General features: G+C 70.4%; 16 protein-coding genes. 4 read left to right on the forward strand and 12 right to left on the reverse strand.

Translation table 11 applies throughout. From position 1 onward, the window contains the following. Positions 1–2: 2 nt before the first annotated feature. Both ACZOOI_RS00855 and ligD read right to left on the reverse strand, forming a co-directional pair. Entirely contained in the window at positions 3–605 is a 603-nt protein-coding gene (locus ACZOOI_RS00855; protein WP_465278903.1) for a DoxX family protein, read from the reverse strand. A gap of 122 nt (positions 606–727) precedes the next feature. Continuing rightward, positions 728–1,735: a non-homologous end-joining DNA ligase gene (gene ligD / locus ACZOOI_RS00860; RefSeq protein WP_465278904.1), complete on the reverse strand. Its 1,008-nt coding sequence runs from the start codon at positions 1,733–1,735 to the stop codon at positions 728–730. 100 nt (positions 1,736–1,835) lie between these two features. On the opposite strand from ligD, the gene ACZOOI_RS00865 reads away from it, so the two are divergent. Further along, positions 1,836–2,900: an ATP-dependent DNA ligase gene (locus ACZOOI_RS00865; protein ID WP_465278905.1), complete on the forward strand. Its 1,065-nt coding sequence runs from the start codon at positions 1,836–1,838 to the stop codon at positions 2,898–2,900. 49 nt (positions 2,901–2,949) lie between these two features. Here ACZOOI_RS00865 and ACZOOI_RS00870 read toward each other — a convergent pair whose 3' ends face one another. The 9 genes from ACZOOI_RS00870 to ACZOOI_RS00910 all read right to left on the reverse strand — a co-directional run bounded on the left by ACZOOI_RS00870 (position 2,950) and on the right by ACZOOI_RS00910 (position 14,692). Next, positions 2,950–4,575, reverse strand: coding sequence for an amylo-alpha-1,6-glucosidase (locus ACZOOI_RS00870; protein WP_465278906.1), 1,626 nt, complete (start codon positions 4,573–4,575; stop codon positions 2,950–2,952). A gap of 1 nt (position 4,576) precedes the next feature. Next, on the reverse strand, positions 4,577–5,416 hold the full coding sequence (locus ACZOOI_RS00875; protein ID WP_465278907.1) for a carbohydrate ABC transporter permease: 840 nt from the start codon (positions 5,414–5,416) through the stop codon (positions 4,577–4,579). Between the two features lie 15 nt (positions 5,417–5,431). After that, complete coding sequence (locus ACZOOI_RS00880) at positions 5,432–6,391, reverse strand: carbohydrate ABC transporter permease (RefSeq protein ID WP_391588291.1); 960 nt, start codon at positions 6,389–6,391, stop codon at positions 5,432–5,434. 12 nt (positions 6,392–6,403) lie between these two features. After that, on the reverse strand, positions 6,404–7,693 hold the full coding sequence (locus ACZOOI_RS00885; protein ID WP_396009729.1) for an ABC transporter substrate-binding protein: 1,290 nt from the start codon (positions 7,691–7,693) through the stop codon (positions 6,404–6,406). A 256-nt stretch (positions 7,694–7,949) separates the two neighbouring features. Then, positions 7,950–8,717 carry an SDR family NAD(P)-dependent oxidoreductase gene (locus tag ACZOOI_RS00890; protein WP_391588289.1) on the reverse strand — a complete coding sequence of 256 codons (768 nt, stop codon included), beginning with the start codon at positions 8,715–8,717 and terminating at the stop codon, positions 7,950–7,952. Continuing rightward, on the reverse strand, positions 8,714–9,820 hold the full coding sequence (locus ACZOOI_RS00895; protein WP_465278908.1) for an ATP-NAD kinase family protein: 1,107 nt from the start codon (positions 9,818–9,820) through the stop codon (positions 8,714–8,716). The genes ACZOOI_RS00890 and ACZOOI_RS00895 overlap by 4 nt, the downstream gene beginning before the upstream one ends. Next, positions 9,817–11,373 (reverse strand): aminomethyl-transferring glycine dehydrogenase subunit GcvPB, encoded by a 1,557-nt coding sequence (gene gcvPB, locus ACZOOI_RS00900; protein WP_465278909.1) that lies wholly within the window; start codon positions 11,371–11,373, stop codon positions 9,817–9,819. The genes ACZOOI_RS00895 and gcvPB overlap by 4 nt, the downstream gene beginning before the upstream one ends. Continuing rightward, positions 11,373–12,707, reverse strand: a complete 1,335-nt coding sequence (gene gcvPA / locus ACZOOI_RS00905) for an aminomethyl-transferring glycine dehydrogenase subunit GcvPA (protein WP_465278910.1) — start codon at positions 12,705–12,707, stop codon at positions 11,373–11,375. Before gcvPA ends, gcvPB begins: the two co-directional genes overlap by 1 nt. Then, a complete protein-coding gene (locus ACZOOI_RS00910) occupies positions 12,704–14,692 on the reverse strand; it encodes a beta-galactosidase (RefSeq protein ID WP_465278911.1) in 1,989 nt (662 codons plus the stop codon). The genes gcvPA and ACZOOI_RS00910 overlap by 4 nt, the downstream gene beginning before the upstream one ends. Before the next feature lie 106 nt (positions 14,693–14,798). Here ACZOOI_RS00910 and ACZOOI_RS00915 point away from each other — a divergent pair, with 106 nt between their 5' ends. Then, on the forward strand, positions 14,799–15,455 hold the full coding sequence (locus tag ACZOOI_RS00915) for a GntR family transcriptional regulator (RefSeq protein ID WP_465278912.1): 657 nt from the start codon (positions 14,799–14,801) through the stop codon (positions 15,453–15,455). Positions 15,456–15,606: 151 nt separating this feature from the next. Here ACZOOI_RS00915 and ACZOOI_RS00920 read toward each other — a convergent pair whose 3' ends face one another. After that, complete coding sequence (locus ACZOOI_RS00920; RefSeq protein WP_465278913.1) at positions 15,607–16,935, reverse strand: acyltransferase domain-containing protein; 1,329 nt, start codon at positions 16,933–16,935, stop codon at positions 15,607–15,609. A 398-nt stretch (positions 16,936–17,333) separates the two neighbouring features. On the opposite strand from ACZOOI_RS00920, the gene ACZOOI_RS00925 reads away from it, so the two are divergent. Continuing rightward, a complete protein-coding gene (locus tag ACZOOI_RS00925; RefSeq protein ID WP_465278914.1) occupies positions 17,334–18,485 on the forward strand; it encodes an acyltransferase family protein in 1,152 nt (383 codons plus the stop codon). A 352-nt stretch (positions 18,486–18,837) separates the two neighbouring features. Further along, positions 18,838–20,229 carry a PucR family transcriptional regulator gene (locus ACZOOI_RS00930; protein WP_465278915.1) on the forward strand — a complete coding sequence of 464 codons (1,392 nt, stop codon included), beginning with the start codon at positions 18,838–18,840 and terminating at the stop codon, positions 20,227–20,229.

Consider the following 20,229-nt stretch of genomic DNA (forward strand, 5'->3'; position numbering starts at 1 on the left):
CCCTACTCGGTCGAGGCGTCCGCCTCGTCCCGGGCCGCGGCCCGGCGCCGGCCGATCACGGCGGCGGCCGCGGCGGCGCTGCCGGTGAACGCGAGGCCGACCACCCACGGGCGGTCGAGGACGTGGCAGGTCATGTGGTCCACCGAGAACCGCCCGGGACCCGCGAGGCCGAGCCCGGCCGCGACGAAGCCGAGGAACGCCGGGTATTCGAAGCCGCCCGACTGGGCGAAGAAGCCGGCCGGCGCGTGCACCGCCACCGCGCCCGCCATCGCGCCGGCCGCCGCCGCACCTGCCGCGGGGGTGGCCAGGCCGAGCGCGAGGAGCACCCCGCCGCCGGCCTCGCCGAGACCGGCCGCGATCGCGCTCTGCCGACCGGGCCGAAAGCCCATCTGCTCCATCGCCGAGCCGGTGCCGGCCACGCCGTGCCCGCCGAACCAGCCGAACAACTTCTGCGCGCCGTGCGCGAACAGCACGCCGCCGGTGCCGATCCGCAGGGCGAGCAGGCCCACGTCCTTGCGTACGGACGATCGGGTGCGTCTCGACAGCGGATTGCGGATCGACACGGGGCTGTGGAGCGAGGCGGGGGCAAGAAGCGACAGACACATGAGGGGCTCTTTTCCTGGTGGTTTCCTGGTGGCTTCCTGGTGGCGTTGCCGTTGCCGTTGCAGTTGTCGTCGGATCGCGGTTGCCGTTGCTGTCGCCGTTTGTCGTGATTCCTGTTTCCGGTTCAGTGCTCGCGGGCGCGGCTGGGTTGCACCCGGGGTGGCTCGCCGGGCATTTTCGGGTGGTCCGGCGGGTAGGGCAGGTCGCCCGCGCCGTGGTCGCGGGCCTGCCGCTCGGCCAGTTCGAACACCCGGCGCAGGTCGAAGGCGTGCTCCGGCATGTCCGCGTGCACGTCGCCGAGCCGCGCGTAGCGCTCGGGCATGGTGGCGAGGTCGAAGTCGTCGGGGTGCGCGTCGTCCACCTCGTCCCAGGTCAACGGCGCCGAGACGGTCGCACGCGCGGTGGGACGCGGCGAGTAGGCGGCGGCGATGGTGCGGTCCCGGGCCATCTGGTTGTAGTCGACGAAGATGCGTTCGCCGCGCTCCTCCTTCCACCACGCGGTGGTCACCCGATCGGGCATGCGCGCCTCCAGCTCGCGGGCCAGCGCGATCACCGCGCGCCGCACCTCGGTGAACTCCCACTCGGGCCGGACCGGCACGTACAGGTGCAGGCCGCGTCCGCCGGAGGTCTTCGGCCAGGCGGTCAGGCCGTAGTCGGCCAGTACCTCGCGCATCGCGTGTGCGGCGCGGACCGCGTCGGCGAAGTCGGTGCCCGGCTGCGGGTCGAGGTCGATGCGCAGTTCGTCGGGGTGTTCGGTGGCGCTGCGCCGGACCGGCCAGGGGTGGAAGGTCAGGCAACCCAGGTTGCCCGCCCAGACCAGTGCGGCCACGCTGTCCGGGGCCATCTCGTCCGCGTGCCGGCCGCTGGGGAAGGTGATCCGGGCGGTGGGAATCCATTCCGGCAGGGACTTGGGCACCCGCTTCTGGAAGAACGACTCGCCGTCCACGCCGTCCGGGAAACGTTGCAGCGTGGTGGGTCGATCGCGCAGGCCGCGCAGCATTCCTCCGCCGACCGCGATCAGATAGCGGACCACGTCACCCTTGGTGAAGCCGCGTGCGGGGTAGTAGACCTTGTCGACATTGCTCACCCGGACGGACCTGCCGTCGACCTCGAATTCCTCGGCAGCGCTCATCCCTCAGGGTAGGCAGATTTGCCCGACTTCGTCCCGATGGCATACCGCCGTTCGGCCGCTGCGGAGGCGACCGGTACGGCGCCCGCGCACACTGAGGCGCATGCGCCTTCCCGTGATGCCCCCGGTCAAGCCGATGCTCGCCAAGGCGGCTGCGCGGATTCCCGCCGGCCTGCACTACGAGGCCAAATGGGACGGGTTCCGGGCCATCGTCTTCCGGGACGGCGACGAGGTGCTGATCGGCAGCCGTAACACCAAGCCGTTGGATCGTTACTTCCCGGATGTGGTGGACGCGGTGTCGCGGCTGCTCCCGCCGCGCTGCGTATTGGACGGCGAACTGGTCATCGCCCGCGACGGCCGGCTCGACTTCGATCGGCTCCAGGACCGGATCCACCCGGCGGCCTCGCGGGTGCGGCACCTGGCCGAGACCACCCCGGCGTCGTTCGTCGCGTTCGACCTGCTGGCCCTGGACGACGAGTCGTATCTGTCCCGCCCGCTGACCGAGCGCCGTGCCGCGCTGGAGCGGGCACTGGCCGAGGTGACGGCGCCCATCCACCTGGCGCCCGCCACCACCGACGTGGCACGGGCACAGGATTGGTTCGACCGGTTCGAGGGCGCCGGTCTGGACGGCATCGTGGCCAAGAACCCGGCCGGGCCGTATCTGCCGGACGAGCGGGCGATGGTCAAGGTCAAGCACGAACGCACTGCGGACTGCGTGGTCGCGGGCTACCGCGAGCACAAGTCGGGCCCGGTGGTGGGCTCGCTGCTGCTGGGTCTGTACGACGACCGGGGTCGGCTGCAACACGTGGGTGTCAGCGCGGCGTTCACCGCGGCCCGACGGGCCGAACTGGTCCGGGAGTTGGCGCCCTACCGGATGGCGGATCCGACCGGGCACCCGTGGGCGCACTGGGCCGAGGCCGAGGCGCACGAGGCCGACCGGCTGCCCGGTGCGGTCACCCGCTGGTCGGGTGGCAGGCTGTCGGACTGGGTGCCGCTGCGGCCGGAGTCGGTCTGCGAGGTGGCCTACGACCACGTCCAGGGCGATCGGTTCCGGCACACGACCCGGTTTCGTCGGTGGCGTACCGACAAGGATCCGGCCGAGTGCACCTACGAACAACTCGCCGAACCGGCCCGCTACGACCTGGCCGACGTGCTCGGCACCCGCTGAGCCGCACAAGCCGCCCGCCGGCGCCGGATCCGGCGCCGGCGGGCGGTGCTCAACTCCTGGCCAGGTCCACGAACAGCGCGCTGGACCAACCGAATCCGGTCGTCGCGCGCCCGGCCCGGCCGCCGGTGAGCGGGTTCCAGTACTCGTACAGCCCGCCGCCCTCGGCCACCATCCGCACCGTGCGTTCGGTCAACTCGTCGGCCACATCCGGGTATCCGGATCGACGCAGGCCCTCGATCAGCAGATAGTTGACGTTGAGCCAGACCGGCCCACGCCACATCGCGTCGGGATCGAAGGTCGGATCGTCGAACGCCACGGTGGGCACCGGGCGTTCGCCCCAGAAGCTGGGCGAGCGCAGGTCCTCGACCAGCCGGTCGGCGATCTCGCGCGGCAGTCGTCCGGTGAGCAGCGGCAGCAGTTCCAGCGGCGTGCGGACCGAGACCACGCGGCCCGCCGACACGGTGGTGAAACGTTTGCCGTCCCACCGCCGGGCCACCAGGAGTTCGGTGTGCGCGGCGGCCCGCTCCCGCCATGTCGCGGCGTCCTCGATCCGGCCCAGCGCCTCGGCGATGTCGCCCAGCACGTCGAACTGGAGCGCGAGGTAGGCGTTCAGGTCCGGCGGCTCGGCGCGCGGGCCGTAGTCCCAGACCGGGCTGTCGTCCAGCCCGCTGGAGTACGGGTGCAGGTATTCCGCCAGTCCGTCGCCGTCCGGGTCGGAGTGGGTCAGCCACCACTCCTGGGAGCGGGCGATCGGCTCGTAGACCTCGGCCAGGAAGGCGAGGTCGGGGGCGGCCCGATGGATCTTCCAGACCGCCCACGCGGTCAGCGGCGGCTTGGTCACCGGTACCATCTCGCCGGCCGCGGCGGTCGGTGCCGCTTCCTCGCCCAGCGCCTGGCCGACGTGCTCGGCCAGCCGGGCCCGGTCCGAGCGCGGCAGATCGCCGGTCTCCGCCAACACCCCCTCGTCGTGCACGACATCGGGGATCAGCCCGTCGGGCCGCTGGTGCGCGAGCAGGATCCGGATCTGGTCTCGGGCCAGTTCGGGGTCGCCGTGTCGCAGGGCGATGGCGTGGAAGTAGGAGTCCCAGTTCCACACGCCGACGTAGCCGAACCGGGACGGGACCAGGCCCTCACGACCGCCCGCGAAGCCGATCGGCAGCAGGTTCACCCCGAGCGTCCACCACGCCATCGCGGCCCGTTCGTACAGGTCCGCACGCACGGTCGGCATCCGGTCGAACCAGGCGCTCCAGCGCGCCCGGGCCGCGGCGAGCACGGTCGGCCCGTCCGCCGGGGCGGCCTCGCCGACCAGGACCCGGCAGCCCTCGATCACGGCCTCGTTGGCGGTGCCGTCCGCGGCCGTCCACCGGGCCCGGCCACCGGCGCCGACCAGCACCAGGGTGTCCGGATCGGCGAAGGCCAGGTGTACGCCGCCCGCGAAGGAGATCCGGTCCGGGTGCGCGGCCCGGATCGGCAGCGGGTCGCCGCCGGCCGACTCGATCCGCAACCCGGTGAGCACGGTCGTGTCGGTGAGCCGGGTCTCGTACTCGGACCGGGCGACCCACAGGTCGCCGTCCTCCTGCGCCAGGACCAGAAGCCGCGAACCCCGGTCGGTGAAAGGCCGTTCGCGCAGATCCAACGTCACCGCGTCGAGTGGGGTGCGGTCGTGCGCGGTCATCTCAGCGTCCTCCCATGCCGGATGCCGCCATGCTGCTGATGATCTTCCGCTGCCCGATCACGAACGCGATCAGCATCGGCACCACGGAGATCGTCGAGGCGGCCAGGAGCATGCCGTAGTCCAGACCGCCGTGCTGGCCCTTGAACGAGGCGAGCAGCATCGGAACGGTGAATTTGTCCTCGGAGTTGAGGAAGATCAGTGGGTAGATGAAGCTGTTCCAGCTGCCCAGGAACACGATGATGCCCAGCGCGGCCATGCCCGGCTTGATGTTGGGCAGCACGATCCGGGTGAAGATCGTCCAGCGGTTCGCACCGTCCAGCCGGGCGGCCTCCTCCAGTTCGATCGGCACCGCTCGGATGAACTGCCGCATCATGAACACCGCGAACGGGTTGGCGATGGCGGGCAGGATCAGCGCCAGGTGGGTGTCGATCCAGCCGAGCTTCGACAACATCACGTACAGCGGCACCAGGGTGACCTGGGTGGGCACCATCTGGGTGAGCAGGAAGACCACGAACAGCGAGCGGGAGAACGGGAATTCGATCCGGGTGAAGGCGTAGGCCGCCATCGAGGCGGTGAGCAGGGTCGCCACGACCGTGATCACCGCGATGTAGAAACTGTTCCAGTAGGCGCGGCCGAAGGGCATCGCGTCGAAGGCGTCGGGGAAGTTGCTCGCGTGCCAGGGGTCCGGCAGCCAGGCCAGCGGATCCTGGATCATCTGCCCCTCGCTCTTGAACGCGGTGAGCAGCATCCACACGAACGGGAACGTCATCAGCAGCCCACCCACGATGAGCAGGGTGTGCAGTGCGACGGTGCCGAAACGTCGGCGGATGGCAGTGACCATCACGACCATCCTCTCTTACGACTCGTAGTGGACGAAGCGCTTCTGCATGCCGAACTGGGCCACGGTCACCACGATCGTCATCAGCGTCAGGAGCAGGGCGGCGGCGCTGCTGGCGCCGAATTCGAACTTCTTGAAGCCCAGGTCGTAGACCTGGTAGACGATCGTGCGGGCGCCCTCGTTGTGGTCCGGGTCGACCAGCACGTAGATCTGGTCGAACGCCTGGAACGAGCTGATCACCGCGACCACGAAGGAGAAGAAGATGGTCGGGGACAACAGCGGCAGCGTGACGTGCCGGAAGATGCGCACCGGTCCCGCGCCGTCGATCCGGGCCACCTCGGTCAGGTGCGCCGGGATCGACTGGAGGCCGGCCAGGAAGATCACCACGTTCAGGCCCAGCGAGGACCAGATGGTCACCGCCGCGATCGCCACCATCACCCAGTCCGGGTCGTTGAGCCAGTCCGGCAGGGTGATGCCGAACCAGTCGTGCACGGTGTTGTTGAGCATCCCCAGGTCACCACTGGCCAGCAACATCTGCCAGATCACCGCGACGGCCACCGAACTGGTCACCACCGGCAGGAAGTAGATCACCCGGTAGATGGTCTTGCCGCGCACGTTGTTCAGCGCCATGGCGATCAGCAGGGCCAGCGCCAGACCCACCGGCACCGTGATCAGGCCCAGGGTCAGCGTGTTCAGCACCGCGTCACGGAAGGTGGGATCGGACAGCTGGGTCTGGAAGTTGTCCAGGCCGACCCAGGACTTCTCGCCCAGGCCGTCCCACTTCATGAAGGCCAGCACGACCGCGAAGCCCAGCGGTCCCAACGTGAAGGCGAGCAGAGCGGCCAGTTGCGGCCCGAGGAAGAGGGCGGCCCACCACCGTTCCCGGCGCCGCCGGCCCCGAAGGGACCGGCGGCTGTCGGGCGTTTCGGTGGCCGGGCGCCGTGCGTCGGTGGTGCGGCTGAGCGTGGACGTGGTCACGGCGGCCCCCGGTCAGTGCAGTTTGGCGGAGACGAGCGAGCCGAGGTCGTTCATCGCCTGGTCGAAGCCGATCTTGCCGGTCCACAACTTCATCAGCAGGTCGTTGATGCTCGCGGTCAGCTCCGGGACGCCGGCCTCCTCCGGGTAGTTGGCGAAGCCGCCGTCACGGGCGTCGACGAAGGTCTGCGCGTGCGCGGGGTAGCCCTCCATCACCACGCTGTCCGCGCCCTTGACCGAGGGGACCGCGTTGCCGCCGCCCTTCAGGCGCACGGTCTGGCCGTCCTTGGAGACGAACTCGGACAGGAACGTCCAGGCGGCCTGTGCGTTCTTGGCGTTCTTGTTCAGCGCCAGGAAGGAGGTGCCCACCGTCTGCGGCATCAACTGGCCGGTCTGGGACGGGAACGGCACGATGTCGTAGTTGTCCTGCTGTCCCTTCTTCACGGTGTCGATCATCCAGCGGCCGCCCGCGGAGAAGCCCGCCTTGTGCTTGATGAACTGCACGTCCGAGCCGTTGCCCTCGGGCAGGTTGTCGGCGACCAGGAAGGTCCCGTTCTGGTAGCCGTCGGCCAGGGTCTTCAATGCCTCGCGCGACTTGGGGTCGGTGTTGCCGACGAACTTGCCGCCGTCGTAGACCTTGCCGCCGAAGCCGTTGATCATGCTGTAGGTCGAGCCGTACCAGTTGTAGAAGATCGAGCCGGCCTTGTCCGCGGCCTTGAGCTTGCGGTTCATCTCCAGGTAGGTGGCCATCGTCCACTTGCCCTGGGCGTTCAGCGCGGCCGGGTCCTCGGTGATGCCGGCGTCCTTGAGCGCCTGCTTGTCGTACCAGAGCACCTCGGGGTTGGCGTCGTTGGGTATGCCGTAGATCTGCCCGTCCTTCTTGGCGCCGCCGTACAGGCCGTCGAAGAAGTCCTCCGGCTTGGCCTTGCTGTCCGGGGCCGCCATCTTGTCGTTGAGCGGCGAGACCACCCCGGCGGAGACGAACTTCCCGATGAAGTCGTCACCGACGTAGAACACGTCGGGTGCGGTCTTGGAGGAGAGCTGGGTGAGCAGCTTGGAGTGGTAGTCGCTGTAGGAGGGGACCGCCTGGAGCTTCAGCTTGATGTCGGGGTGGCGCTTGCCGAAGTCCTTCTCGAAGTCCTTGAAGCGGGCGAGCTCTTCCGGGTTGCCCCAGGTCGACCAGGTGACGGTGGTCTTGCCGGAGCCGGAGCCGGAGCCGCTGCTCCCGCCGCAACCGGTGGTTGCGGCGAGTGCGGCACCGGCGGCCAGCACGGCGACGGTCTTCGCTGCGCGGGAAAATGACACGTTGTGCCTCCGGGGGGATGTGTGCGGGACGTACGCGTGCTGGGACCGGTCCCGGGCCCGTCGCCGATGGCGACGACGGGAACGGGGCCGGGATGACCAGTGCCGTGCCCGGCAACGTTTGCCCCGTCGCGGTGTTCGGTGCGGTGCATCGGCGTGCCGCCGGAACGTTCTCGTACTGGAGTACTCGGACGTTTCGGCGGGGCGGCGAGGTGCCGTGCCGGGCGCCGCGACGGGGTGAACGTTGCCGGGCACGGCACTAGGCGAGGCCGCCGCCGTCTACGACGAGGGCGGTGCCGGTGATGTAGCTGGCCGCGTCGGAGGCCAGGAACAACACCGCGCGGGCGATCTCGTCGGGCGTGCCGGACCGGCCCATCGGACGGTCCGCCGCGTCGGCTGCGAAGGCCGTCCAGTCCTCCGCCAACTGCCGGGCCTCCTCGCGCAACATCGGGGTGTCCGTGTCACCGGGGTTGACCGAGTTGACCCGGATGCCCGCCGCCGCGTGGTCGATCGCCAGGGCGCGGGTCATGTTGACCACGGCGGCCTTGGATGCACAATAGGAGATCGCGTTGCCGCCGCCCTTGAGGCCCCAGCCGGAACCGGTGTTGACGATGGAGCCGCCGTCGCTCATCGCGGGGACGGCGTGCTTGCACATCAGGAAGACCGAGCGCACGTTGACCGCCATCACCCGGTCCCACTCGTCGACCGTGGTGCCGATCGCGTCCGCGCGCCGGATGATGCCCGCGTTGTTGAAGAGCACGTGCAGCCCGCCGAAGGTCTGCACCGCCGTGGACACCACGGACACGCAGTCCGCCTCGGCGGACACGTCCGCCTTGACCCCGACCGCCCGGGCGCCCTGCGCGGTGATCTCCTCCGCGGTGCGGGTCGCGGCCGCCGCGTCGATGTCGGCGATCACCACGTCCGCGCCCTCCGCGGCGAACATCAGCGCGGTGGCCCGGCCGATGCCCGAGCCGCCGCCGGTGACGATGGCGACCTTGCCGTGCAGGGATCCAGTCATCCCGTTCATCCGGTGCACTCCTCACTCGCAGGAACAATTCGATAGGGGACGCTCTCGCGGTAGCCCGTGATCACCTTGACGAAACCGCTCAACCGCGCGTCCGTGGCCGGGTCCCCGGTGTCCGCCAACAGCGGCCGGCCGCCGAGCGCGGCCAGCTTGGTGCGGGTGGCGAGCACGGTCAGGCCGTGCACGCGGGCCAGCACCGACGGGCTGATCTGCTGGTTGCCGCGACCGAGCACGAAGCCCTGGCCGCCGATCACCGACACCACGGCATCCGTCTCGTGCCCGTCCACCAGGTCGAGCAGCGCGCGCTCGCTCAGGTCGACCCCGATCGGCACGCCGTCGGCGATCACGTCCACGCCGAGCAGCGTGGACTCGGCGCCCAGCGCGCGGCCCACCGCGCGCGTGGTGGTGCCCGGGCCCAGGATGTAGCGCACGCCCGGGCGCATCCGGGCGACCACTTCGCGGGCGATGCCCTCGACGGTCTCCGGCGCGGCGCCCGAGGAGCCGGTCTTGCGGCCGGACAGCCGTACCCGGGCCGCGGGCACGGTCAGCGTGCCGTAGAGCCGGGGGCTGACCCTACCCTCGCGGTAGGCCTGTTCGTCCAGGTCCACCACCTCGGCCTCGGCGGTGTCCCCGGCGAACTCGGCGGCGGCGTGGCCGGCCGCCGCCGGGCCGACCGCGAAGCAGCCGGAGTAGACCTTGACGCCCGCCGGAATGCCGAGCACCGGCGCGGTCGGCCCGGCGTCGAGCACGTCCCGCGCGGTGCCGTCGCCGCCCGCGAACAACAGCAGGTCCACCGCCGCCAACGCCCGGACGCCCGCCCGGGTGTCGGCGGACGAGGACGGCTCCCCCGGTGCGCACGCCACCAGCTCGGGCACCGCGCCGGCGGCGCGTACGGAGTTCTCGCCCATCGCGCCGGGCACGGTGACCACGACGGCGTCCGGGCGGGCGGCCAGGAGCGCGCGCACGGCCACCGCCGCGCGCTCCCCCGCCCGGGCGGTCGCGCCGCGGGCGAGCGCCTCGCGCTGCACGTCGGCGCCGTCGCTGCCCTTGAGCCCGGCCGCGCCGCCGAGGCCGGCCACCGGGTTGACGATCAGGCCGACTCTCACGACAGGTGCTTGCGGACGTACGCCCGCCAGGTCATCGCCCACTGCTCCGGGTCGTCCAGGCAGGTCGGGTCGATCTTGTGCACGGTCTGGTTGTAGGGCGCGCCCTTGACGAACTCCGGTTCGCTGCGGGCCTCGTCCGCGACGTGCGCCAGGATCGCGGCGTACTCGTCCAGGTCCTCCTTGGAGTACGACTCGGTCGGCTCCAGGGTGAACGGCTCGGGCACCAGGTACGGGTGATGGCTGGTCCAGTAGTGCACCCCGAAGTCGGCCGCGCGCACGCCGATCTCCTCCGAGTGCACGCCGGTGTCCTCGTACAGGCCCTGCCACGAGTAGCGGACCTGCTCCAGCCGGCGCTTGTCCCAGTGGGCGGAGGCGCCCGGGATCTGCAACACCTTGTGCATCAGGTAGTTGTTGTTCAGCACCGCCGTCTCGGCCACCTGCCGCAGGCCCTCGGCCCCCAGCGCCATGATCCACGCGTAGGCGCGCACCACGTTCTGGGTGACCCCCAGGTAGGGCCGGTTCTTGCCGATCGACTGCGGCCGGTCGGAGTCCAGGAAGTAGCGCTCGCCGTCGAACTCGACGGTCGGGCCGGGCATGAACGGCACCAGCTTCTCCGCGACGCCGCAGGCACCCGCGGCCGGACCGCCGGACGCGTGCGGCGTGGAGAAGGTCTTGTGCAGGTTGAAGTGGCACAGATCGAACCCGGCGTCGGCGGCCCGGGTGATGCCCAGGATGCCGTTCGCGTTGGCCTGGTCGTAGCAGGCCAACCCGCCGACCCCGTGCACGAGTTCGACGAACTCGGCGATCCGGGGGTTGTAGATCCCGGTGTCCTCCGGGTTGGTGATCATCAGCGCGGCGGTACGCGGGCCCACGGCCGCGCGCAGCGCCTCGATGTCCGGGTAGCCGTCGGCGTCCGGCATCAACGTGATCACCTCGTACCCGGCGGTCTTGGGGGAGGCCGCGTTCGTGGGGTGCGAGAACATCGTGGTGATCACCTGGTCGCGCTGCTCGCCCTCGCCCCGGGAGGCGTGGTAGGCGCGGATCATCGCGACGTTGGCGTAGATCGCCGCCGAACCGGAGCCCGGTTGCAGGCTGACCCGGTCCAGGCCGGAGATCTCCTTGAGCATCTGCTCCAGCTGCCAGTAGATCGCCAGCACGCCCTGCACACTGTCCTCGGGCTGTGCCGGGTGCAGTTCGGCGATCTTCGGGTCGCTGACGAACCGGTCGTTGATCTTGGGGCTGTACTTCATCGTGCAGGTGCCCTGACCGACGGCGATGCCGAGGTCGACACCCACGGTCTGCTGGGACAGCCGCATGTAGTGCCGGAGCACGTGCAGTTGGGACATCTGCGGCAGTGCGGGCGGCGTCTCGCGCCGTATCCCGGCGGGCAGTTCGACGGCGGGCACGCCCGCCTCGGGCACCCCGATGCCGCGCCGGCCGGGGCTGGAGAGATCGAAGATGATCGGCTCGTCCCAGCGCGCCTGGTGGAACCGGCGCAGCGGCGGCTTGGCCTCGATCGGCAACTTCGCGAAGGATTCTCCGACGGCACCCATCAGCCCTGCACCTCTCGTACCGCTCGCACCAGCGTGTCGATGTCGTCCTTGGTGTGCCGCTCGGTCACACAGACCAGCAGCGTTGTGGCATCCAGCGCGATGCCGGCGTAGATGCCGTGTGCGCGCAGCGCGGTGAGCAGCGCGTCGGTGTCGGCCACCTCGATCGCGAACTCGCGGAAGTGCACGGCGGCGGCGTGCCGCACCCGTACTCCGGGGACCGCGGCGAGTTCGTCCATCGCGTAGCGGGTCCGGGCCAGGATCGTCTCGCCCAGTTCGCGCATGCCCTCCGGGCCCATCAGCGCGAGGTAGACGCCGGCCGTGATGCCCCACAGCGAGGCGGCGGTGCCCACCCATTCCTTGCCCTCCTCGCGCTGCGCGAAGGAGGTGCGGTCGTAGAAGACGTCGCCGAAGCCGTATTCGCCCGGCACCGCGGTCGGCGCGATGCCGAACAGACGCGAGGGGAACTCGGCGACCAGGCGCGGTTCGTCGCGGGTGGCGATGTAACCGGCGTGACCGCCGCCGTAGTTCTGGTGCATGCCCAGCGACTGGATGTCGCCGCAGACGATGTCCGCGCCGAGCGTGGCGGGCGGGGCGAGCACGCCGAGCGAGATCGGGTCCGCGCTGACCACGAGCAACGCGCCTTCGGCGTGCGCGAGTTCGGCGATCTCGGCGGTCCGGGCCTCGACCACGCCGTAGAGGTTGGGGCTCTCCAGGTAGACCGCGGCGACGGTGTCGTCGACGGTGAAGGCGCCGGCCTCGCCGTTCTCGGCGACCGGGATCATGACGATCTCGATGTCGGGCGCGAGGAAGTCGTGCAGCTTGCTCAGCTTGTCCGCGCCGATCGCGGCGGTGACCAGCACCTTGGACCGGCCGGTGTAGCGCGCGGCCATCCGCAGCGCGGTGCCCGAAGCCTGGAAGCCGTCGTAGGTGGGGACGTTGACGACGTCCAGCTCCAGGAGTTCGCCCATCATGCTGACGTACTCGAAGAGCGCCTGGAAGCGGCCGTGGTCCTCGTACGGTTCGCCCGCGTAGGCGGTGAGGAACTCGCCGCGCGAGTTGATCTCGTCGCACACCGCGGGCACGTGGTGCGGGTAGCAGCCGCCGCCGAGGAAGCTGAGCACCTCGGTGGTGTCGGTGTTGCGTCCGAGCAACCCGCGCATGTGCCGGACCAGTTCGGTTTCCGAGGCCATCGGCGCGGGCAGGTCGAGCGGCCGGTTCAGGCGCAGCGCGGCGGGGATGTCGGTGTAGAAGTCCTCGACGGACTCGACCCCGATCGCGGCCAGCATCTCGGCCCGGACGGCCGGCTCGGCATTGGGTATGTAGGGGTGGGTCACTTCTCTCCCTCGTGAGCGGTGCGCAGCACCACGGCGTCCCTGGGCCCGATCTCGATCGAGCCGTGCAGGTCGCGCCCGGTCAGCAGGTCCGTGCCGGGGGCGCGCAGGGTCAGTGCCGCGGTGGTCGTGCCGTGATTGAGCAGGAACAGGTAGTCGGCGTCGGGCCCGGTCCGCAGGCACGCCTCGACGGCGGGCGGTACGTCCGCGACGGGGCGCACGCCGGCGCGGGTCAGTACGTCGGTCAGGATCGGGGTGACGTCGTCGAGGGCGCAGCCCACGTAGGTGGCCCGGCCGAGCCGGGTGATCGCGGGTTGTCCGGCCAGGTCGCCGCCCTCGTAGTCGGCGATCGGCGTGGCGCCCTCGGGCCGCAGCCACTCGGCCCACCGGGTCGCGGTGCCCGGGGTGCCGTCGGCGTACCGCACGCTCTGGCCCACTCCGTCGGCCAGCGGCCAGAACTCGTCGACGCTCAGGCCGAGCAGGTCGCGCAGCGGACCGGGTGCGCCGCCGGGGTGTACCCGGTCGGCCGAGTCGACCACGCCGCTGAACGGGCCGACGATCAGTTCGCCGCCGAACGCCCGCAGGTTCTCGGCCTGTTCGTCGGTGCACAGGTAGAGGTTGGGGGCGATGACCACGCGGTACCCGGACAGGTCGCGGTCCGGCGGGGCCAGGTCCACGGTGATCCCGCGGGCGTGCAGCGGCGCGTACCAGGCGTTCAGGAGTCGCTTGAGCTCCAGCCGCTTGGACGGCATCGACTCGGGGGCCTCCAGGCCCCACCACGAGGACCAGTCCAGGAGCAGCGCGACGTCCGCGGCGGTGTGCGTGCCGGCGATCTCGGCGAGCTTTTGCAGGTCGCCGCCCAGGCGTAGCGTGTCCTGCCATCCGCGGGTTTGCACACCACCGTGCGGCAGGAGGGCGGAGTGGAACTTCTCCGGTCCGTACCGGGCCTGACGCCACTGGAAGAACATCACCCCGTCGGCGCCGTGCGCGAGTGCCTGGAGGCTGTCCAGGCGCATCTTGCCGGGCGGCTTGGGCACGTTGACCTCACGCCAGCTCACCGCGCTCGGGGCCTGTTCCAGCAGCAGCCACGGGCGCCGCTTGAGCGAGCGCATCAGGTCGTAGCTGACCGCGATGCCCACGTGCGAGGTGGGGTCGGCCGGGTCGGGGTAGGCGTCGTCGCTGACGATGTCCTCGGCGCCGGCCCACTTCCAGTAGTCCAGGCCGTGCAGGATGCTCATGAAGTTCGTGGTCACCGGGATGTCCGGGGTGACCTCGCGCAGCACGCTCTTCTCCGCCTCGAAGCACTCCAGGAGCGCGTCCGAGCAGAACCGCCGCCAGTCCAGCACCTGGGCCGGGTTGATCGGGCCCGGTGCCTTGCGCGGCGGGGCGATCTGCTCGAAGTCGGTGTAGTGCTGGCCCCAACAGGAGGTGCCCCAGGCGTCGTTGAGGCCGTCGATGTGCTCGTATCGCTCGCTCAGCCAACGCCGGAAGTGCCGGGCGGACTCGGCACAGAAGCATTCGAGCGTGTGGTCCGCGTACTCGTTGCCGATGTGCCACATCGCCAGGGCGGGGTGCTCGGCGTAGCGCTCCGCCATCGCCCGGGCCAGCCGGACGGTGGCCGCGCGGAAGATCGGCGAACTCGGACAGTAGCCCTGGCGGGAGCCGAATTCGAGCCGGGTCCCGTTCGCGTCGACCGGCAACGCGTCGGGGTGCTCGCGGACCAGCCACGGCGGCGGGGTCGCGGTCGCGGTGGCCAGGTCGGCGGCGATGCCGTGCTCGTGCAGCAGGTCGAGCACCCGGTCCAGCCAGCCGAAGTCGTACTCCCCGGGCCGGGGTTCCAGGCGTGACCAGGAGAAGACCGCGACGGTCGCCATGTTCACGCCGGCCTCGGCCATCAGCTTGGCGTCCTCCGCCCAGACCTCCTCCGGCCACTGCTCGGGGTTGTAGTCACCCCCGAACAGCAATCCCGGCACTCGCGTCAACCGCACGTCGACCTCCCGTTCATGTATTCTGTATTCATAATTCAAGGTGTGTGCGGTGCGTCATGTCAAGCACCAGTTATCGGCGCCGATCGACACAGGGAGTAACCGACACATGGCCATCCAGCGGCGACCTCTGCGTGAGCAGATCCGCGAGGAGTTGCTTCTACGCCTCGACCGAGGCGACTTCGCGGCGGGCAAGGACATCAACGAGGTGGTGCTGGCCGCCGAGTTGGGCGTCAGTCGCACCCCCCTGCGCGAAGCCCTGATCACCCTGGCCGGCGAAGGCGTCCTGGAGAGCAATCAGGGGCGCGGCTTCCGGTTCGCGCCGGTCAGCAGCAAGGAGTTCCGCGAGCTGTGCGAGATCGTCGCGGGCCTGGAGTCGCTCGCCCTGGAGCTTTCGGACCCCGATGAACTACGGGAGATGGCACCGGAGTTGCTCCGGCTGGCCCGGGGCTTCCCGGATCCGGTGGCGGAGCAGTCGGAGATCGAGTGGCACGACGACGAGTGGCACGACCTGCTGCTCGGCAAGTGCCCGAACGAGCGGTTGCTCGATCTGGTGACCAGTGTGAAGGCGGGCATGCGCCGCTATACCCACCTGATCGCCGGCGAGGACACGCTGCTGGAGCGCGAGGCGGAGGAACACTGCCGGATCGCCGAGCACCTGCGCGCCGGTGACGTGCCGGCCGCCACGGCCGCGCTGCGCGACAACTGGATCAGCGGCATGGAACGCATGACCAGTCGCATCCCGGGGGCCCCGGAGTCGGCCTGACCGACCCCGCCCCACCTCGGCGGGCCGCCTTCGTCCCCTGCGGACGGAGCCGACCCGCCGCGCAGCATGCGCCGAAGCGGTACCGCAGCCGGGAAGTCGGTGCGCCGAAGCGCGGGCGCGGGATCGGCGGGCAGGCCGGGTCGGGGACCCGCTACGCGAACGCCGCCGTCCAGTCCACCGCGATCCCGTGCACGTACGCTTCCGCCAGCGCGGCCAGGAAGCGGCCCATTCCGCCGTCCTCGTTGCGCAAGGTGGCCATCAGCACGGCCGAACGGCCGAGTTCCTCGACGATGTCCTGCATGCCGACCGTGAGCACCGGCTGGGCGCTGCACTCGACGAAGATCGTGTGGCCGTCGGCGACCAGCGAACGCACGGCATCGTCGAACCGCACCGTCTGGCGCAGATTCCGATACCAGTACTCCGCGTCCAGTTCGTCGGTGTCGATCCGCCGGCCGGTCACCGTCGAGTAGAACGGCACGTCGCTGCGCGCCGGTCGGATCCCGGCCGCCAGGTCGAGCAGCGTCTCGCGCAGGTCCTCCACGTGCGCCGAATGTGCGGCGAAGTCCACTCCCGGCACCCGCCAGCGCATCATCCGGGCCGCGGACAACGCGGCACCGAACTCGGCCATCGCGCCCACGTCGCCCGACACGGTCATGGTGGCCGGCCCGTTCACCGCCGCCACCGCCAACACGCCGTCCCAATCGGCCAGCATCGTGCGCACCCGGTCGTTGGGCGCCAGCACGGTCAGCATCTCGCCTCGACCGCGGATCGCGGTCAGGGCCCGGCTGCGCAGCGCGACGATTCGCGCCGCGTCCTCCAGCGACAACGCGCCCGCGACGTGCGCGGCCACGATCTCGCCCTGCGAATGGCCGACCGTCGCCTTCGGTTCGACGCCGAACCGGCCCCACAGCCGGGCCAGCGACAACATCATCGAGAACAGCACGGGCTGCACGACGTCCACCCGGTCCAGCGGCGGAGTCCCCGGCGCTGCCCGCAGCACGTCCTCCAGGGACCAGTCCAGGTGCGGCGACAGCGCCTGTTCGCAGGCCCGAATCTCCCGGGCGAACGCGGGCGAGGTGTCCAACAGTTCGACCGCCATGCCGACCCACTGGGTGCCCTGGCCGGGGAAGACGAACACCGGCCGGCCGTCGGCCTGCTCCCGGCGGGTCGCCCGGCCGGAGATCACGTTCGGCACGGCCCGCTCCTCGACGAGCGCCCGCAGCCCGGCGACCAGCTCCGCCCGGTCGCGTCCGAGCACCACGGCCCGATACTCGAAGGCCGCGCCGGCCGCCACCAGCGACCGGCCCACCTCGGTGACGTCGTCGACGACGTCCAGCGCCGCATCGGAGTCGAGCCGGGCCAGCAGCCGCGCGGCCTGGCCGCGCAGACCCTTCTCGCTTCGCCCGGACAGCACCCACGGCACCGTGCCGGCTCCGGCGGCGACTCCGATCGGGTTCTCTTGCGTGGCCGGCTTGTTCACGAGCGCTCCTCGTCATCACCGATCGGCGGGCTGCGAATGGCAGGATATCCGCAGGCCGCGTATTTCCGCCCACCGCGCGGTAATTCCGCCACAAAGGATGCGGTTACCGGGTGATTACCCGGCACTGTAGGAATCGTGTAAGGCTGCCGACACCCAGTCGCGTCTGCTTTCCAGTACGGAGGCCACTCGTTGTCGGGCTGTCCGATATCGCAGGCAATTATTCCTGCGCATCCGCAGATCACGTCCACTCATTTTCCATCGAATCCGCCGCGTCCCGTTCGGGAAAGCGCAGAGCCGGCTCGTGACCTCCGACCCCCGACGATCACATGGTGACCAGCGAAACAGGCCCGAGCCGCGTGGGCCGGACCCACACGCCCACGCACCCGGAACCCACACGATTGCCGTCACTGACGGGGCTGCGATTCCTGGCGGCCATGCTGGTCTTCGCCACGCACATCCTGTGGTACACCCGGCTCGTCCCGGGTGACGCGGGCACGGAGCTCAGGAAGACCTTCGCCCTCTCCGGCTCCTACGGCGTCGGCTTCTTCTTCATCCTGAGCGGCTTCGTCCTGACCTGGACCGCGCGCTCGGATGACACGGCCGGTCCGTTCTGGCGCCGCCGCCTGGTGAAGATCGGCCCGATGCACCTGGTCACCTTCGGCCTGGCCGCCCTCCTCGTGCTCGACACGGACCGGCCCACCCGGATGGTCGACTGGCTCGCGTCGGCGACCATGCAGCAGTCGTGGTTCCCGGACATCGGGACCGTCTCGGCGGTCAATGGGGTGAGCTGGTCGCTGTGCTGCGAGTTCTTCTTCTACCTGATCTTTCCGGCCCTGCTGCCGGTGCTGCGCCGGATCCGCGAGGAGTGGCTGTGGCCGGCGGTCGCGGCGGTACTCGCGCTGATCGTGGGCGTGTTCCTGGTCGGCACGTTCGTGGTGAACGACCAACCGCGACTCGCCGCCTTCGCCGTGTCCGGCGAAGTGTCGTTCGACCAGGTGTGGTTCGTGTACTTCTTCCCGCCGGCCCGCGCGCTCGAATTCGTCCTGGGCATTCTGCTGGCCAGGATCGTCGCGGCGGGTCGATGGCCGCGCATCGGCCTGGCGCCCGCCTTCGGCCTGGCCGTCGTCGGATACGTGCTCACCCGGTACGAGCCGTACCTGGCCGGCACGGCGGGCGTGGCGACCGTGTGGACCGCTCCCCTGATCGCCGCCGCCGCGGTCGCCGACCGGCAGGGCGGCGCCTCGGTGTTCCGCGGGCCGACGATGGTCTTCCTGGGGGAGATCTCCTTCGCGTTCTACATGGTGCACTGGATCGTCATCGTCAAGGTCGCCGACCTGATCGGCCCCACCCGCACGTTCTCGACGGGGACCGGCGTGCTCTTGATCCTCGCCGTGCTCGGCGCGGCACTGGTGTGCTCCGCACTCCTGTACCGGTACGTGGAGACGCCGCTGGTACGGCGCTTCGGACGACACCGGCCGAAGGCAGAGCGGGCGGGCCTCCCGGTCGCGCCGCCGCCCGCGCGGGCCGAAGGCGACCGCGTACCGAACTGACGAACGGCGCATCCCGCCGGCCGCCCGGTAGGGCCCGGCGGTGAACACCACGATCTCGCACGCGTCCCGCGCGGCCCGAACCCGCGCAGGGCGCGTGCGGCGCCGCGCGCACGCCGACGGCGACCCGGGACGGGCATACCGCCGCAAACACCGGCCGGTTCGAGCACGCGCAGGGCGGTGTTCGCGGCGCGGAACCCGAGGACATGCCGATCCCCTACGCCGGTAACGGCCGCCCATCGCGCGGTAATTTCGCCGCCGGCATGCGGTTACCGGGCAATTACCCACCGTGGATGGAACCGTGTAAGGCTGCCGACGACCAGTCGCGCCCGCTTTCCGGTACGGAGGCTACTCGTTGTCGGCCTATCCGATATCGCAGGCTGCTATTCCTGCGCAACGACAGATCACATCCACCTATTCGCTGCTGCATCTGCTGCGTCCCACCGACGACTCCGTTCTCCATCTCCCGGCGACGAACGCGCAGTTGGTCGAGGAGGTCGTCGTCCGGGTCGGTTCGGGTGCAACCGGTTGGGCAATCGAGCACAGCCGTCTGCTGCTGGCCGAGTTGGCCGGGGAGCCGTTCGCCCGCTTCGACCGAAGATCGTGTAGCGAAACGCGGCTGGTCGAGGCGATAGCGCTCTGGGTCGTATTGCGGCTCAGCGGCGTGCGCGCCATCACCGGGCTGATTTCCACGGAACTCACGAATGCCATTCGGGAACGCATCGCCGACAACACCACGGTCGACCTGCTGCTTCGTTGCGTCCGGGCCACCCATGCGCGTTTCACGCGCGAGTTGTTCGCATTGTGCGAGGCGCAGATCCCCGCACAGGACCAACCGGCCATGATGCGGTCCATTTCGGCCGACCTGTTCGAGGGGATGGAGAGCCTCTCCGCCGCGGTGACCGAGAAGTTCGCCGCCGAACGCAATCGCTGGTTCGCCGGATCCGTGGGGGAACGCTTCGAATTGGTGTCGGCGATCCTGAAGGGCAAGCCGGTCGACACGCGAAAGGCGCTGCGCCGGTTGCAGTACGACCTGACGCTGCACCACGTCGCGCTGGTCCTGTGGCAGGACGAGATCACCCCGGACAGCCGGCGCGAACTGGAGACCACGGCGCTGCGCCTGCTGGACCAGGTCGGCTGCTCCTCGATGTTGCTGCTCCCCGCCGGCCCGGGTCGGCTGTGGGCGTGGGGCGGCCGGGCCACCGATCACCCGGGCGAGCTGGGGCGATCGCCGAAGCCGGTGGATCTGCCCGCGCACGTCCACGTCGCGTCCGGGTTGCCGGGCGACGGGGTGGCCGGCTTCCAGCGCTCCCACGAGCAGGCGGTCACCGCGGAGCGGGTCGGCCGGATCACCGAGCCCGGCCCGTCCAGGCTCTGCGACTACGGCGACCTGGAGCTGGTGATCCTGCTCGGCAACGACGCCGAGGCGACCGCCGATTTCGTCCGCCGTGAACTCGGTCCGCTCGCCACCGACAACAGGACCATGGCCGCGTTGCGCGAGACCGTGCGGTGCCTGCTGGACAACGAGCGGGGCGTGGCCGTCACGGCCAAACACCTGCACATCGCGAAGAACACCGTGGTCTACCGGGTCAAGAAGGCGGAGCAACTGCTCGGCCGGTCCCTGCGCGAGGACCACCTTCGCCTGCACCTCGCGCTGTACCTGGCCGGACGGCTCGGCTCGTCGGTGCTGGCCAAGCAGGGTCCCGGCACGGGACTGGAGAACTCGATTCGGGCGGTGTCCTCATGA

The organism is Embleya sp. L77, assembly GCF_055557415.1.

Coding starts and splice junctions, on each gene's coding strand:
- ACZOOI_RS00855 (WP_465278903.1), bottom strand. CDS start 605: ATGTGTCTGTCGCTTCTTGCCCCCGCCTCGCTCCACAGCCCCGTGTCG.
- ligD (WP_465278904.1), bottom strand. CDS start 1,735: ATGAGCGCTGCCGAGGAATTCGAGGTCGACGGCAGGTCCGTCCGGGTG.
- ACZOOI_RS00865 (WP_465278905.1), top strand. CDS start 1,836: ATGCGCCTTCCCGTGATGCCCCCGGTCAAGCCGATGCTCGCCAAGGCG.
- ACZOOI_RS00870 (WP_465278906.1), bottom strand. CDS start 4,575: ATGACCGCGCACGACCGCACCCCACTCGACGCGGTGACGTTGGATCTG.
- ACZOOI_RS00875 (WP_465278907.1), bottom strand. CDS start 5,416: ATGGTCACTGCCATCCGCCGACGTTTCGGCACCGTCGCACTGCACACC.
- ACZOOI_RS00890 (WP_391588289.1), bottom strand. CDS start 8,717: ATGAACGGGATGACTGGATCCCTGCACGGCAAGGTCGCCATCGTCACC.
- gcvPB (WP_465278909.1), bottom strand. CDS start 11,373: ATGGGTGCCGTCGGAGAATCCTTCGCGAAGTTGCCGATCGAGGCCAAG.
- ACZOOI_RS00915 (WP_465278912.1), top strand. CDS start 14,799: ATGGCCATCCAGCGGCGACCTCTGCGTGAGCAGATCCGCGAGGAGTTG.